This is a genomic window from Streptomyces sp. NPDC021115 (genome assembly GCF_044333065.1).
Classification (GTDB): Bacteria; Actinomycetota; Actinomycetes; order Streptomycetales; family Streptomycetaceae; genus Streptomyces.
Map to the genome: position 1 here is coordinate 98,588 of NZ_JBIRQF010000006.1, position 17,214 is coordinate 115,801.

1 protein-coding gene is annotated in these 17,214 nt (G+C 74.2%); it reads left to right on the forward strand.

All coding sequences use genetic code 11. From position 1 onward, the window contains the following. Position 1: 1 nt before the first annotated feature. The gene (locus tag ACH4TL_RS20525; protein WP_398425310.1) at positions 2–17,182 is read left to right on the forward strand and encodes an SDR family NAD(P)-dependent oxidoreductase; all 17,181 of its coding nucleotides are present in this window, start codon (positions 2–4) and stop codon (positions 17,180–17,182) included. Positions 17,183–17,214: the final 32 nt, after the last annotated feature.

Genomic DNA, 17,214 nt, shown 5'->3' on the forward strand with positions numbered 1-17,214 from the left:
AATGGCGGATCAGGACAAGATCCTCGACTACCTCAAGCGGGTAACTGCCGATCTGCATCAGACGCGGCAGCGTCTCCGCGAGGTCGAGTCGCAGGAGCCTGAGCCGATCGCGATCGTCGGCATGAGCTGCCGGTTCCCCGGAGGCGTCACGTCTCCGGAGGAGCTGTGGCAGCTCGTGGCCGGTGGCGGCGACGCCATCACGGACTTCCCCACGGACCGGGGCTGGGACGTCTCGTCCCTCTTCGACGCCGACCCGGACCAGCAGGGCACCAGCTACACCGACCAGGGCGGATTCCTGGAGGGCGCGGGCGAGTTCGACGCCGGGTTCTTCGGGATCAGCCCGCGCGAAACCCTCGGCATGGACCCCCAGCAGCGGCTGCTGCTGGAAACGTCCTGGGAGGTGTTCGAGCGGGCCGGGATCGACCCGGTCACGCTGCGCGGCAGCAAGGCCGGTGTCTTCATCGGCACCAACGGCCAGGACTACCCGGAGCTGATGCACACGGCGCCGCCCGGCGTCGAGCAGTATCTGCTGACCGGCAACGCGGCGAGCGTCATCTCCGGCCGCATCTCCTACACCTTCGGACTGGAGGGCCCGGCGCTCTCCGTCGACACCGCGTGCTCGGCCTCGCTGGTGGCGCTGCACCTGGCCGTGCAGTCGCTGCGCAACGGCGAGTGCTCGCTGGCGCTGGCCGGTGGTGTCACGGTCATGAACAGCCCGCGCGCGTTCATCAACTTCAGCCGGCAGCGGGGCCTCGCGCCCGACGGCCGCTGCAAGGCGTTCGCGGACGGCGCGGACGGCACCGGCTGGGGCGAGGGCGTCGGCATGCTCCTCGTGGAGCGGCTGTCGGACGCCCGTAAGAACGGCCACCAGGTGCTCGCCATCGTCCGTGGTTCGGCCATCAACCAAGACGGCGCCAGCAACGGTCTTACGGCGCCCAACGGTCCGTCCCAGCAGCGCGTCATCCGGCAGGCGCTCACCGACGGCCGCCTCACCCCGGCCCAGGTCGACGCCGTCGAGGCGCACGGCACGGGGACGTCGCTCGGCGACCCCATCGAGGCGCAGGCCCTGCTCGCCACGTACGGGCAGAACCGCGCCGAGGGCCGCCCGCTGTGGCTCGGCTCGGTGAAGTCCAACTTCGGGCACACCCAGGCCGCGGCCGGTGTCGCAGGAATCATCAAGATGGTCAAGGCCATCGAGCACGGGGTGCTGCCCAGGACGCTGCACGTCGACGCGCCCTCCGGGGACGTCGACTGGTCGGCGGGCGCGGTGTCCCTGCTCACCGAGAACACGCCGTGGCCGGAGACCGGACAGCCGCGCCGCGCGGGCATCTCCTCGTTCGGCGTCAGCGGTACGAACGCCCACACCGTCATCGAGCAGGCGCCCGCCGAGGACCGCGAGCCGGAGACGGCCGAGGGCCAGTGGACCGGGCTCGGCGGGCGACTGCCGCTGCTGGTGTCCGGGCAGAGCGCCGAGGCGCTGCGCGCCCAGGCCGCGCGGCTCGCCGCCCACGTCGAAGGCGACCCGGGCCTCGGCCTGGTCGACCTCGCCCACTCCCTGGCCACCACCCGCGCCGCGCTGGACCACCGGGCCGTGGTCCTCACGGGCGACGGCGGCCGGGACGACCTGCTGCGCGGGCTGGCCGCGCTCGCCGAGGACGGGCCCGCGAGCGGGCTGGTCCAGGGCGAGGTCAGCGAGGGCAAGGTCGCGTTCCTGTTCACCGGGCAGGGCAGCCAGCGCGTCGGCATGGGCCGCGAGCTGTACGCGACCGTCCCGGCCTTCGCACGGGCCCTGGACGAGGTGTGCGCCGCACTCGACGGCCACCTCGAACTGCCCCTGCGCGAGGTGATGTTCGGGGACGACGCCTCCGTACTGGACCAGACGGCGTACACCCAGCCCGCCCTGTTCGCCCTCGAAGTGGCGCTGTTCCGGCTGCTGGAAACGTGGGGCGTGAAGCCCGACTTCCTCGTCGGCCACTCCATCGGCGAGCTGGCCGCCGCCCATGTGGCGGGCGTGCTGTCGCTCGCGGACGCCGCGAAGCTGGTGGCCGCGCGCGGCCGACTGATGCAGGAACTGCCCGGCGGCGGCGCGATGATCGCCGTCCAGGCGTCCGAGGACGAGGTGACGCCGCTGCTCACCGAGCGCGTCTCCCTCGCCGCCCTCAACGGGCCCACCTCGGTCGTCATCGCGGGCGACGAGGACGCGGCGCTGGAGATCGCGGCGGGCTTCGAGGCACAGGGCCGCAAGACCAAGCGGCTCACCGTCAGCCACGCGTTCCACTCGCCGCACATGGACGGGATGCTGGAGGCGTTCCGCGAGGTGGCGCAGGGCGTCAGCTACGCGCCGCCGGTCATCCCCGTCATCTCCAACCTGACCGGTGCGTCCGTCTCCGCCGACGAGATCTGCTCGCCCGACTACTGGGTCCGCCACGTCCGGCAGGCCGTCCGCTTCACCGACGGCATCCGCGGGCTCGAAGAGTACGGCGTCGCCACCTTCGTGGAGCTGGGCCCCGACGGGGTGCTCACCGCCATGGCGCAGGACTGCGTCACCGCCGAGGGCGCCACGTTCGTCCCCGTGCTGCGCGGTGACCGGCCCGAGGCCACCGCGCTGACCGACGCGCTCGCCCGCGCCCATGTGCACGGCGTGGCCGTCGACTGGGCCGCGGTGTTCGCGGGCTCCGGTGCCCGCCGCGTCGAGCTGCCCACGTACGCCTTCCAGCGCGAGCTGTACTGGCCCGAGCCCGCCGGGCCCTGGACCGGTGACGTCACCGCCGCCGGGCTCGGCTCCGCCGACCATCCGCTGCTCGGCGCCGCCGTGTCGCTCGCCGACGCCGCCGGATTCCTGTTCACCGGCAGGCTCTCCCTCCAGACCCACCCGTGGCTCGCCGACCACGCCGTCATGGACACCGTGCTGCTGCCCGGCACCGCCTTCGTGGAGCTGGCCATCCGCGCCGGTGACCACGTCGGCGCCGATGTGCTGGAGGAGCTGACCCTCGAAGCGCCGCTCGCCCTGCCCCCGCAGGGCGGGGTGCAGGTGCAGGTGTCCGTGGGCGCGCCGGACGAGACAGGAAGCCGCTCGCTGACCCTGCACTCGCGGCTCGAAGAGGCCGCCGACGGCACCTGGGGCGAGGGCGAGTGGACCCGCCACGCCACCGGTGTGCTCGCCACCGGCGCCACGGATGCCACCGCCTCCGGCGACACCCTCACCACCTGGCCCCCGACCGGTGCCACCGAGGTGCCCGTCGACGGGCTGTACGAGTGGCTCACGACAAGCGGATTCGCCTACGGTCCCGTGTTCCAGGGCCTCAAGGCCGCCTGGCAGCACGGCGACCACGTGTACGCCGAGGTACGCCTGCCCGACAGCGCCCGCGGCGAGGCCGACCTGTTCGGGCTGCACCCGGCGCTGCTGGACGCGGCCCTGCACGCCGTCGGCATCGGCTCCCTGCTGGAGGACACCGAGCACGGCCGCCTCCCGTTCTCCTGGAGCGGCGTCCGGCTGCACGCCGTCGGCGCCTCCGCGCTGCGCGTCCGGCTCTCGCCCGCGGGCCAGGACTCCGTCGCTGTCCTGGTGACCGACGAGAGCGGCGCGCCCGTCGCCTCCGTCGACGCGCTGCTGCTGCGCCCGGTCTCCCCCGAGCAGGTGCACACCGCGCGCGGCGCCTTCTACGACGGGCTGTTCCGCGTCGAGTGGACCCCCGTCCCGGTGCCGTCGGCCACCACCGTCGTGGCCGGGCAGTGGGCGCTGCTGGGCGACGACAGCCCGGAACTGGCCGCCGCGCTGCCCACCGCCGCCGGTTACCCCGACCTGGCCGCGCTCGGCGAGGCCGTGACCGGTGGCGCCACGGTGCCGCAGGCCGTCGTCGCGCCGTTCTTCGCGCCCGACAGCGGGCTTTCGGAGCAGGCCGCCGTACGCGACGTACTGCACCGCGCGCTGGAACTGGCCCAGGGCTGGCTCGCCGACGACCGCTTCGAGGGCTCCAGGCTGGTGATCGCCACCCGTGGCGCCGTCGCCACCGCGGCCGACGCCGACACCGAGGACCTGGCGCACGCCCCGCTGTGGGGCCTGCTGCGCTCCGCGCAGTCCGAGAACCCGGACCGCTTCACCCTGGTCGACATCGACGGCGACGACGCCTCGTACCGCGCCCTCGCCCCGGCGCTCGCCACCGGCGAACCGCAGCTCGCGGTCCGTGCCGGTTCCGTCGTCGTGCCGCGCCTGGCGAAGGTCGCCTCCGACGCCGCGCACACCGCGCCCGCCCTCGACCCCGAGGGGACCGCCCTGGTCACCGGCGCCACCGGCACCCTGGGCGGCCTCGTCGCCCGCCACCTGGTGGCCGAGCACGGCGTACGCCACCTGCTGCTGCTCAGCAGGCGCGGCGCCGACGCGGACGGCGCCGCCGAACTCGTCGCCGAACTCCGCGCGTCCGGTGCCGATGTCACCCTCGCCGCCTGCGACGTGGCCGACCGCGCCGCGCTGGCCGAGGTGCTGGCCGCCGTCCCGGCCGCACACCCGCTCATCGCCGTCGTGCACACGGCGGGCGTGCTGGACGACGGCGTCATCGGCTCGCTCACCGCCGAGCGCGTCGACCGCGTCCTGCCGCCCAAGGTGGACGCGGCGATGAACCTGCACGAGCTGACGCGCGACCTCGACCTGTCCGCGTTCGTGCTGTTCTCCGCCGCCGCCGGCACCCTCGGCGGCCCAGGGCAGGCCAACTACGCGGCCGCCAACGCCTTCCTCGACGCCCTCGCCCAGCGCCGCCGCGCCCAGGGGCTCCCCGCGACCGCCCTCGCCTGGGGCCTGTGGGCCGAGCGCAGCGGCATGACCGGCGACCTGGACGACGCCGACATCGAGCGCATCACCCGCGCCGGAGTCGCCGCCCTCTCCTCCGACGAGGGCCTGGCCCTGCTGGACACCGCGCTCGCCGTCGGCGACCCCGCGCTCGTCCCCATGCACCTGGACCTCGCGTCGCTGCGCCACGCCGATGCCACCATGGTCCCCGCGCTGCTGCGCGGGCTGGTGCGCGGCGGACCGGCCCGCCGCACCGCCGAGTCGGGCGCCACGGACGGCGGCGGACTCGCGACCCGGCTCCTCGGGCTGTCCGTCCCCGAACGCGACCGGCTGCTGCTGGACATCGTCTGCGGCCAGGTCGCCGCCGTCCTCGGCTACGCGGGCCCGGAGGCGGTCGGCGCGGGCCGCGCCTTCAAGGAGCTGGGCTTCGACTCGCTCACCGCAGTCGAGCTGCGCAACCGCGTCGGCGCGGTCACGGGCGTACGGCTCCCGGCCACCCTCGTCTTCGACTACCCCACGCCCACCGCGCTCGCCGGTTTCCTGCGCACCGAAATCCTCGGCGACCAGGCCGACGAGGCCGCCGCGGCACCCGCCACCGCCGTCGCGATCGCCGACGACGAGCCGATCGCCATCGTCGGCATGAGCTGCCGCTACCCGGGCGGCGTCAGCAGCCCCGAGGAGCTGTGGCAGCTCGTCACGGGCGGCACCGACGCCATCTCCGGATTCCCCACCGACCGCGGCTGGCAGCTCGACGGGCTGCTCGGCGACGACCAGGGGCAGGCGGGCACCAGCGCCACCATCGAGGGCGGATTCCTCTACGAGGCGGGCGAGTTCGACCCGGACTTCTTCGGCATCAACCCGCGCGAAGCCCTCGCCATGGACCCCCACCAGCGGCTGCTGCTGGAGTCCTCCTGGGAGGCGTTCGAGCGCGCGGGCATCGACCCGGCGGCCGTGCGCGGCAGCCGGACCGGCGTCTTCACCGGCGTCATGTACCACGACTACCTCTCCCGGCTGACCGCGCTCCCCGAGGGCCTTGAGGGCTATCTCGGCACCGGTACGGCGGGCAGTGTCGCCTCCGGCCGCGTCGCGTACACCTTCGGTCTCGAAGGCCCGGCCGTCACCATCGACACGGCGTGCTCGTCGTCGCTGGTGGCGCTGCACTTCGCCGCGCAGGCGCTGCGCAGCGGCGAGTGCACCATGGCGCTCGCGGGCGGTGTCACCGTCATGTCCACCCCGGACACCTTCATCGACTTCAGCCGCCAGGGCGGCCTGTCCGCCAGCGGCCGCTGCAAGTCGTTCTCGGCGGACGCGGACGGCACGGGCTGGGCCGAGGGCGTCGGCATGCTGCTGGTCGAGCGGCTGTCGGACGCGCGTCGACACGGCCACCAGGTGCTGGCCGTCGTGCGCGGTACGGCGGTCAACCAGGACGGCGCGTCCAACGGTCTGACGGCGCCGAACGGTCCGTCGCAGCAGCGCGTCATCCGCCAGGCGCTGGCGGGTGCGGGACTCTCCGCCGCCGAGGTGGACGTCGTCGAGGGACACGGTACGGGGACCACGCTGGGCGACCCGATCGAGGCGCAGGCGCTGCTGGCCACGTACGGCAAGGAGAAGACCGCCGAACAGCCGCTGTACCTCGGCTCCATCAAGTCGAACATCGGCCACACGCAGGCCGCCGCCGGTGTCGCGGGCATCATCAAGATGGTGCAGGCGATGCGGCACGGTGTGCTGCCGCAGTCGCTGCACATCGACGAGGCGTCGCCGCACGTCGACTGGGAGTCGGGCGCGGTGTCGCTGCTCGCCGCATCGCGGGAGTGGCCGGAGACCGGCCACCCGCGCCGCGCGGGCATCTCCTCCTTCGGCGTCAGCGGCACCAACGCCCACGCCATCATCGAGCAGGCGCCCGTTGTCATCGAGGAGCCCCGGCCGGAGAACCGGCAGCTCGGTGTGGTGCCCTGGACCCTGTCCGGCAAGTCCGCCGACGCGCTGCGCGCCCAGGCCGTACGGCTGCTCGCCCACATCGAGGAGCGGCCCGAGCTGCCGCTGACCGACCTCGGCTACTCCCTGGCCACCACCCGCGCCGCGCTGGACCACCGCGCTGTGGTGGTCGGTGAGGACCGTGCCGCGCTGGTCGCGGGCCTGGAGGCGCTGGCGCGCGGCGACGCGGCCGCGGGGCTCGTCGAGGGCTCGGTGGCGGACGGCAAGGTGGCCTTCCTGTTCACCGGCCAGGGCAGCCAGCGGCTCGGGATGGGCCGTGAGCTGTACGCCGCGTACCCAGTGTTCGCGGAGGCGCTGGACGAGGTGTGCGACGCGCTGGACCCGCACCTCGACGCGCCCCTGAAGACCGTGCTCTTCGGCGATGACGCCTCGGTGCTCGACCAGACCGCCTACACCCAGCCCGCGTTGTTCGCGGTGGAGGTGGCGCTGTTCCGGCTGGTCGAGGCGTGGGGGCTGCGTGCGGACTTCCTCTCCGGCCACTCCATCGGCGAGCTGGCCGCCGCCCATGTGGCGGGTGTGCTCTCCCTCGCCGACGCGGCGAAGCTGGTGGCCGCACGTGGCCGTCTGATGCAGGAACTCCCGGCCGGTGGCGCGATGATCGCGGTGCAGGCGTCGGAGGACGAGGTGGCGCCGCTGCTCACGGAGCGTGTGAGCATCGCCGCTGTGAACGGCCCGACGTCGGTCGTCATCGCGGGCGACGAGGACGCGGCGTTGGAGATCGCCGCTGGTTTCGAGGCGCAGGGCCGTAAGACGAAGCGGCTCACGGTGAGCCACGCGTTCCACTCGCCGCGCATGGACGGGATGCTGGACGCGTTCCGCGAGGTGGCGCAGGGGCTTTCGTACGAGGCGCCCCGCATCCCGATCGTCTCGAACCTCACCGGGGAGGTCGTCTCCGCAGACGACATCACCACCCCCGACTTCTGGGTGCGCCACGTCCGCGAGGCGGTGCGCTTCCTCGACGGTGTCCGCACCCTGGAGGTCCAGGGCGTCACCACCTACCTCGAACTCGGTCCGGACGGTGTCCTCACCGCCATGGCGCAGGACTGCCTCACCGAGGGCGACGCGGCCTTCGCCGCCACCTGCCGCAAGGACCGGCCCGAGGCCGAGACCGTCACCGCTGCCCTCGCCCGGCTGCACGTCCGTGGCGTGGCGCCGGACTGGGCCGCGTACTTCGCGGGCACCGGTGCGTCCCGCGTCGACCTGCCCACGTACGCCTTCCAGCACCGCCGCTTCTGGCTGACGAACCCGGCGGGCTTCGTGGGCGATGTGGAGTCGGCGGGTCTGGGCCGGGCGGACCATCCGCTGCTGGGCGCTGCCGTGCCGCTGGCCGACTCCGACGGCTTCCTGCTCACCGGCAGGCTGTCCCTCGAAAGCCACCCGTGGCTGGCCGATCACGCCGTCATGGGCACGGCCCTGCTGCCCGGCACCGCCTTCGTGGAGCTGGCGATCCGCGCCGGTGACCAGGTGGGCTGCGACCGGCTGGACGAGCTGACCATCGAGGCGCCGCTGATCCTCCCCGAGCGCGGCGCGGTGCAGCTTCAGATCGTGGTCGGCGCCCCGCAGGCCGCGGGCCTTCGCACGCTGGAGCTGTACTCGCGGGCCCAGGACGCGCCCGCCGAGCTGCCGTGGACCCGGAACGCCAGCGGTGTGCTGGTGGCGGGCGCCCCGCAGCCGTCGTTCGATCTGACGGCGTGGCCGCCGCCGGGCGCCGAGCCCGCCGGGGTCGACGGGCTCTACGAGCACCTGGCGCAGGGCGGTTTCGCGTACGGCCCGGTCTTCCAGGGCCTGGAGGCTGCCTGGCTGCGCGGCGACGAGGTGTTCGCCGAGGTACGGCTGCCCGAGAGCGCCGAGGCCGACGCGAAGGCGTTCGGGCTGCACCCGGCGCTGCTGGACGCCGCGCTGCACAGCACGTTCGCCCGTCCCGACGGCGACGAACAGGGCAGGCTGCCGTTCTCCTGGGGCGGGGTGTCGCTGCACGCGGTGGGCGCCGGTGCGCTCCGGGTGCGGCTGACCCCGGCCGGGGCGGACGCGGTGTCGCTGGAGCTGGCCGACGGGACCGGTGCGCCGGTGGCGTCCGTGGAGCAGCTGGCGCTGCGTCCGGTCGCGGCCGGGCAGCTCGAGGGTGCCCGCACAGCCGCGTACCACGAGTCGCTGTACCGGCTGGACTGGGCCACCGTGCCGCTGACCACGGAAGCCACCGTGCGGTGGGCGGTGCTCGGCGGCGGCGCGCCCGACGCGCTGACGTCCGGTGCGCTGACGTCCGGTGCGGGGGTCCACGCCGATCTGGCCGCCCTGGGCGAGGCCGGGACGGCGCCGGACGTGCCCGAGTACGTTCTCGCGTACCTCGACCCGCGCGGCGCGGACGACGAGGTGGCGGGCGCGGTGCACACCGCCACCCAGGAGGCCCTGTCCCTCGTACGGGAGTGGCTGGCCGACGACCGGTTCGCCGCCTCGCAGCTGGTCCTGGTGACCCGCGGCGCGGTGGCCACCGCCGGTGACGCGGGCACGTACGACCTGCCGCACGCCCCGGTGTGGGGGCTGGTGCGCTCCGCGCAGTCGGAGAACCCCGACCGGCTGGTGCTGGTCGACGTCGACGGCACCGACGCGTCGTACGAGGCGCTGGGCGCCGCGCTGGCCTCCGGCGAGCCGCAGTTCGTGCTGCGCCGAGGCGCCGTCCACGCTCCCCGGCTGGCGCGCATCGCCGCCGACGGGCCGATGGTGCCCCCGGCCGGTGAGCAGGCGTGGCGCCTCGACATCGAGGACAAGGGCACGCTGGAGAACCTGACCCTGCTGCCGACCCCGGAGGCCACCGCGCCGCTGGAGGCCGGACAGGTGCGGGTCGCGGTCCGGGCCGCCGGTGTGAACTTCCGCGACGTGCTGAACGCGCTGGGCATGTACCCGGGCGACGCGGGCCTGATGGGCAGTGAGGGCGCCGGTGTCGTCCTCGAAACCGGCCCCGGGGTCACCGATCTGGTGCCCGGCGACCCGGTGATGGGCATGCTGCCCGGCGGGTTCGGCCCGCTGGTGGTCGTGGACCGCCGCATGGTCGTGCCGATGCCGCGGGGCTGGTCGTACGCGCAGGCCGCGTCCGTGCCGATCGTCTTCATGACGGCGTACTACGCGCTGCGCGACCTCGCGGACCTGCGCGGCGGGGAATCGCTGCTGGTCCACGCCGCCGCCGGTGGTGTCGGCATGGCCGCCGTGCAACTGGCCCGCCACTGGGGCGTGGACGTGTACGCCACCGCCAGCCCCGGCAAGTGGGACACGCTGCGCGGCCTCGGGCTCGCCGACGACCGCATCGCGTCCTCCCGTGACCTGGCCTTCGAGGACACGTTCCGCGAGGCCAGCGGGGGACGTGGTGTGGACGTCGTCCTGGACTCGCTGGCCCGGGAGTTCGTGGACGCGTCGCTGCGGCTGCTGCCGCGCGGCGGCCGGTTCGTCGAGATGGGCAAGACGGACGTCCGTGCGCCGGAGGACGTCGCGGCCGCCTACCCGGGCGTCTCCTACCAGGCGTTCGACCTGACCGAGGCGGGCCTGGACCGCATCCAGGAGATGCTGGGCGAACTGCTGGAGCTGTTCGAGCAGGGCGCGGTGCGCGCGCTGCCGATCACCGCATGGGATGTGCGGCAGGCCCCGGACGCGTTCCGCTACCTCAGCCAGGCCCGCCACATCGGCAAGGTCGTCCTCACCGTGCCCGCCGCGTGGAACCCGGACGGCACGGTGCTGATCACCGGCGGCACCGGAACCCTCGGCGGCCTGGTCGCCCGGCACGCGGTGACCGAGCGCGGCGCCCGGCATCTGCTGCTGACCAGCCGCCGCGGCGAGCAGGCCGCGGGCGCGGCCGAACTCGCCTCCGAGTTGCGCGAGTTGGGCGCCGAGGTCACCATCGCCGCGTGCGATGCGGCCGACCGGGACCAGCTCGCCACCGTCCTGGCCGCCATCCCCGCCGCACATCCGCTGACCGCCGTGGTGCACACGGCCGGTGTGCTGGACGACGGCGTGATCGGCTCGCTGACGCCGGAGCGGCTGGAGAAGGTGCTGCGGCCCAAGGTGGACGCGGCGGTCAACCTGCACGAGCTGACCCGGGGACTCGACCTGGCCGCGTTCGTGCTGTTCTCCTCGGCCGCCGGTACGTTCGGCGGCCCGGGGCAGGCCAACTACGCCGCCGCCAACTCCTTCCTGGACGCCCTCGCCCGTCACCGCCAGGCCCACGGCCTGCCCGCCACCTCCCTCGCGTGGGGCCTGTGGGCCGAGGCCAGCGGCATGACCGGCGAGCTGGAGGCCACCGACAAGTCCCGCATGAGCCGTTCGGGCGTGCAGGGGCTGTCCTCGGACGAGGGCCTGGCCCTGTTCGATGCCGCTCAGCAGGTCGGCGACGCGTTCTTGGTGCCCATGCAGCTCGACCTGGCTTCGCTCACGGGCGCACGCGTCGACATGGTGCCGCCGCTGCTGCGCGGTCTGGTGCGCGGCGGTACGACCCGCCGCACCGCCGAGTCGAGCGCGGCCGGGGACGGCTCCTCGCTGGTGGAGCGGCTGGTCCGGCTGGACGCTGCCGAGCGCGAGCAGATGCTGCTCGACCTGGTACGTGCCCAGGTGGCCGTGGTGCTCGGCCATGACTCGCCCGACGCGGTGGAGGCGAGCCGGGCCTTCAAGGACCTCGGCTTCGACTCGCTGACGGCGGTGGAGTTCCGCAACCGCCTCGGCGGCGCCGCCGGGCTGCGGCTGCCCGCCACGCTCGTCTTCGACTACCCGACGCCCGCCGCGCTCGCCGGCTATCTGCTGGAGGAGCTGCTCGGCTCCGAGGCGGCGGCCGCCGCCGTAACGGCGCAGACCCGGTCCGGTGCGGGGGCCACCGCCGACGAGGACGACCCGATCGCGATCGTCGCCATGAGCTGCCGCTTCCCCGGCGACGTCCGCACTCCCGAGGACCTGTGGGAGCTGCTGGCCGGGGGCCGCGACGGCATCTCCCGGCTGCCCGACGACCGGGGCTGGGACCTGGAGGCGTTCTACGACCCGGACCCGGACCGCCCCGGCACCTCGTACGCCCGCGAGGGCGGCTTCTACTACGACGCCAACGACTTCGATCCGGCCTTCTTCGGCATCAACCCGCGCGAGGCGCTCGCCATGGACCCCCAGCAGCGGCTGCTGCTGGAGACCACCTGGGAGTCGTTCGAGCGGGCGGGCATCGACCCGGGCACGCTGCGCGGCAAGGAGGTCGGCGTCTTCGTCGGCCAGATGCACAACGACTACGTGTCGCGGCTGCACACCGTCCCCGAGGGCGTCGAGGGCTACCTCGGCACCGGCGGCTCCAGCAGCATCGCCTCCGGCCGGGTTTCCTACACCTTCGGCTTCGAGGGCCCGGCCGTCACCGTCGACACGGCGTGCTCGTCGTCGCTGGTGGCGCTGCACCTCGCCGCGCAGGCGCTGCGCAACGGCGAATGCACGCTGGCGCTCGCGGGCGGTGTCACCATCATCACCACGCCCGCCGTGTTCACCGAGTTCAGCCGCCAGCGCGGCCTGGCCACCGACGGCCGCTGCAAGCCGTTCGCGGCGGCGGCCGACGGTACGGCCTGGGGCGAGGGCGTCGGCATGGTGCTCGTGGAGCGGCTGTCTGACGCCCGCAGGAACGGTCACCAGGTACTGGCCGTCGTGCGCGGTACGGCGGTCAACCAGGACGGTGCGTCCAACGGTCTTACGGCGCCCAACGGTCCGTCCCAGCAGCGCGTCATCCGCCAGGCCCTGGCGAACGCCGGGCTGTCAGCCGCCGACGTGGACGCGGTCGAGGCGCACGGCACGGGTACGACGCTGGGTGACCCGATCGAGGCGCAGGCGCTGCTGGCCACGTACGGCCGCGAGCGGCCGGAGGACCAGCCGCTGTGGCTGGGCTCCATCAAGTCCAACTTCGGCCACACACAGGCCGCCGCCGGTGTCGCTGGCATCATCAAGATGGTGCTGGCGATGCGGCACGGCGTGCTGCCGCAGTCCCTGCACATCGACGAGCCGTCGCCGCACGTCGACTGGTCGGCGGGTGCGGTGTCGCTGCTCGCGGAGGCGAGGGCTTGGCCGGAGACCGGCCGTCCGCGCCGCGCGGGCATCTCCTCCTTCGGCATGAGCGGCACCAACGCCCACGCCATCATCGAGCAGGCCCCGGTCGTCATCGAGGCGGCCCGGACGGAGAACCGGCAGCCCGGGGCGCTGCCGTGGGTGCTCTCCGGCAAGTCCCCGGAGGCGTTGCGCGCCCAGGGCGCCCGGCTCCGTACCCATGTGGCGGACCACCCCGAGACCGCCCTCGCCGACCTCGGCCACTCCCTGGCCACCGCCCGCGCCACCTTCGACCACCGGGCGGCGCTCGTCGCCCGCGACCGCGACGGCTTCCTGGCCGCGCTCGACGCCCTCGCCGAGGGCCGCACGGCGCCCGGGCTGGTGGCGGACGCGGTGGCCGAGGGCAAGGTGGCGTTCCTGTTCACGGGACAGGGCAGCCAGCGGCTGGGCATGGGCCGCGAGCTGTACGAGGCGTACCCGGTGTTCGCGGAGGCGCTGGACGCGGTGTGCGACGCGCTGGACGTTCACCTCGAAGCGCCGCTGAAGACGGTGCTCTTCGGTGACGACGCCGCGGTGCTCGACCAGACCGCGTACACCCAGCCCGCCCTCTTCGCCATCGAGGTGGCGCTGTTCCGCCTGGCCGAGGCGTGGGGTCTGCGGCCCGATTTCCTCTCCGGCCACTCCATCGGCGAGCTGGCCGCCGCGCACGTGGCGGGCGTGCTGTCGCTCGCGGACGCGGCGAAGCTGGTGGCGGCCCGTGGCCGTCTGATGCAGCAACTGCCCGCCGGTGGCGCGATGATCGCGGTGCAGGCGTCCGAGGACGAGGTGACGCCCCTGCTGGGCAAGCGGGTGAGCCTCGCGGCCGTCAACGGCCCGACCTCGGTCGTGGTCGCGGGCGACGAGGACGCGGCCCTTGAGGTCGCGGCGGGCTTCGAGGCCGAGGGCCGCAAGACCAAGCGGCTCACGGTGAGCCATGCGTTCCACTCGCCGCACATGGACGGGATGCTGGACGCGTTCCGCCAGGTCGCGGAGGAGCTGACGTACGAGGCCCCGCGCATCCCGATCGTCTCCAACCTGACCGGCGCCTTGGTCTCCGCCGAGGAGATCACCACCCCCGACTTCTGGGTGCGCCACGTCCGCGAGGCGGTCCGCTTCCTCGACGGCGTCCGCGCTTTGGAGGCCCAGGGCGTCACCACCTTCCTCGAACTCGGCCCCGACGGTGTGCTCACCGCCATGGCGCAGGACTGCGTCACCGGCGACCGCCACGCCTTCGCCGCCACCTGCCGCAGCGGCCGCCCGGAGCCCGAGACGCTGCTCATCGCCCTCGGACAGGCCCATGTCCGGGGCACGGCAGTGGACTTCGAGGCGCTGTACGCCCCGTACGGTGCGCAGCGGGTGGAGCTGCCGACGTACGCGTTCCAGCGCCGCCGGTTCTGGCTGGACGCCGTGCCCGCCGGCGGTGACGCCACCGCGATCGGCCTGCACGCGGCGGGCCACCCGCTGCTCGGCGCCGCCGTGGAGCTGCCGGACGCGGACGGTTTCGTCTTCACCGGACGGCTGTCCCTCCAGGCCCAGCCGTGGCTGGCCGACCACGCCGTGATGGGCACGGTCCTGCTGCCCGGTACGGCGTTCGTGGAACTGGCGCTGCGCGCCGGGGAACACGCGGGCTGCGACCGGTTGGACGAACTCACCCTGGAGGCGCCGCTGATGGTGCCCGAGGGGAGTGCCGTCCAGCTCCGCCTGTCGCTCGCGGCCCCCGACGCCACGGGCCGCCGCGCGCTGACGATGCACTCCCGCGCCGAGGACGCCCCGGCCGACGAGCCGTGGCTGCGCCACGCGACGGGCGCGCTGGCGGCGGGCGCCCCGGCGTCGACGTTCGACCTCACCGCCTGGCCCCCCACCGAGGCCGAGCAGATCCCGGTCGAGGGCCTGTACGAGGGCTTGACCGAGGCGGGCTTCGCCTACGGCCCGGTCTTCCAGGGCCTGACCGCCGCCTGGCGGCGGGACGACGAGGTGTTCGCCGAGGTCCGGCTCCCGGAGGGCGCCGAGGCCGAAGCGAAGACCTTCGGCCTGCACCCGGCACTGCTGGACGCGGCGCTGCACGCCCTCGGACTGGCCGCAGCCGAAGAGGGTGGCGGCCAGGGCCGCCTGCCGTTCTCGTGGACGGGAGTGTCCCTGCACGCGGTTGGCGCCTCGGCGCTGCGAGTGCGAGTCACGGGCACGACCACGGGCACGGTGTCGCTCCAGCTTGCGGACACGACGGGCGCCCCGGTGGCGTCGGTCGAGGGCCTGGCGCTGCGCACGGTGTCCCCGGACCAGCTGCCCGCCGCCCGCCCGGCCGCCGCGGACGCCCTGTTCCGCGTGGACTGGACCCCGGTGGCGACAACCGAGGCCGCCCCGTCGCCCGAGCGGTGGGCAGCCCTGGGCACGGCAGCCCTGGGCCTCCCCGTGTACGAGGATTTGGCCGCACTGACCGAGGCCCTGGACGCGGGCAAGGAGGCTCCGGAGTACGTGGTCCTGCGCCTGGGGGCGCCCGAGGCCGATGCGGCGAACCAGGCCGCTGGGGCAACTCCAGCCCGTCCGGCGTTTGAGGACCGGGGCCCGGGGCGGAGCCCCGGCGGGGTTCAAGGGGCGGAGCCCCTTGTTTCGGGAAGGGGCGGGGTGGGGGAGACCCTCTCGCCCGCCACCACGGCGCAGCAGACCACCACCTACCTGCTGGACCTCCTCCAAACCTGGCTGGCCGACGACCGCTTCGCGGACTCCCGCCTGGTCGTCCTCACCAACGGCACCGACCTGGCCCACGCCGCGGCCCGCGGCCTGGTCCGCTCCGCCCAGTCGGAGAACCCGGACCGGCTGGTCCTGGTAGACACCGACGGCGAGGACACCACCCTCAAGGCACTCGCGACGGCCGTAGCAACCGACGAACCCCAGGTGGCCATCCGCAACGGCGAGATCCAGGCCCCGCGCCTGGCCCGCGTCACCGCGACGCCGGAGACGGAATCCACCGGGTGGAACCCGGAGGGCACGGTCCTGCTCACGGGTGCGTCCGGCACCCTGGGCGGTCTGTTCGCCCGCCACCTGGTGGCGGAGCGCGGCGTACGCCACCTCCTCCTGGTGAGCCGCCGAGGCGACCAGGCCCCCGGCGCGCAGGAACTGGCCACGGAGCTCACCGAGCTGGGCGCAAGTGTCCGCTGGTCGGCCTGCGACGTGGCGGACCGGAACGCCCTTGCCGAGATCCTGGCCGCGATCCCCGCCGAAAACCCGCTCACCGCCGTGATCCACACGGCAGGCGTGCTGGACGACGGCGTGATCGCATCGCTCACCCCGGAGCGCATGGCCACGACCCTCCGCCCGAAGGCGGACGCGGCCTGGAACCTGCATGAGCTGACCCAGGACGCGGACCTGGCCGCGTTCATCCTGTTCTCCTCCGCCGCCGGAGTCTTCGGCGGCGCGGGCCAGGGCAACTACGCGGCCGCGAACGCCTTCCTCGACGCCCTGGCCCAGCACCGCGCAGCCAACGGCCTGCCCGCCACCTCCCTCGCCTGGGGCCTGTGGTCGGTGGCCGGAGGCATGGGTGGTGAGCTGGACGAGACGGAGATCGCCCGCATCCGCCGCGGCGGTATCGGCGTGCTCACGGCCGACAGCGGCCGCGAACTCTTCGACGCCGCGACCTCCACGGGCGACCCCCTCCTGGTCCCGATGCCGCTCGACATGGCCGCCCTCCGCGCCCAGGCAGGCGTCGGCATGCTGCCGCCCCTGTTCCGCGGCCTGGTACGGGCGGCTCCGGCCACCCGCCGGGCGGCCGGAGCCGACACCGCCGCCCCCACCGGCGGGGCCGACGAGCTGCGGGCCCGCCTCGCCGGGCTCTCCGAGCCCGAGCGGGACGAGGCCGTGCTGGAGCTGGTGTGCGCCCAGGTGGCGGCCGTACTCGGCTACCCGGGCCCGGAGACGGTCGACCCGGCCCGCTCCTTCAGCGAGGTCGGCTTCGACTCGCTCACCGCGGTCGAGCTGCGCAACCGGCTGAACGCGACCACCGGAGTCCGGCTCCCGGCGACGCTGGTCTTCGACTACCCCACACCGAACGCACTGGTCCAGTACCTGCGGGGCGAGATCCTGCCGGAAGAGGCGACGACGGGGGTCACCTCGCTGCTCGCCGAACTGGACGGGCTCGAGAAGTCCTTGGCCGGGGCAACCCCGGACGGCGAGGACCGGAGCAGGATCACCGCGCGGCTGCAGGCGCTGCTCGCGCAATGGAACGACAACCGAGGACCGGAAGACGGCACCGATGTCGTCGACGAGATCGAGTCCGCGTCGGACGACGACCTCTTCGACTTCCTCGGTAAAGAATTCGGGATCTCCTGAAGTGACCGTGGCCGACGTCAAGGGACCCGACT

Coding starts and splice junctions, on each gene's coding strand:
- ACH4TL_RS20525 (WP_398425310.1), top strand. CDS start 2: ATGGCGGATCAGGACAAGATCCTCGACTACCTCAAGCGGGTAACTGCC.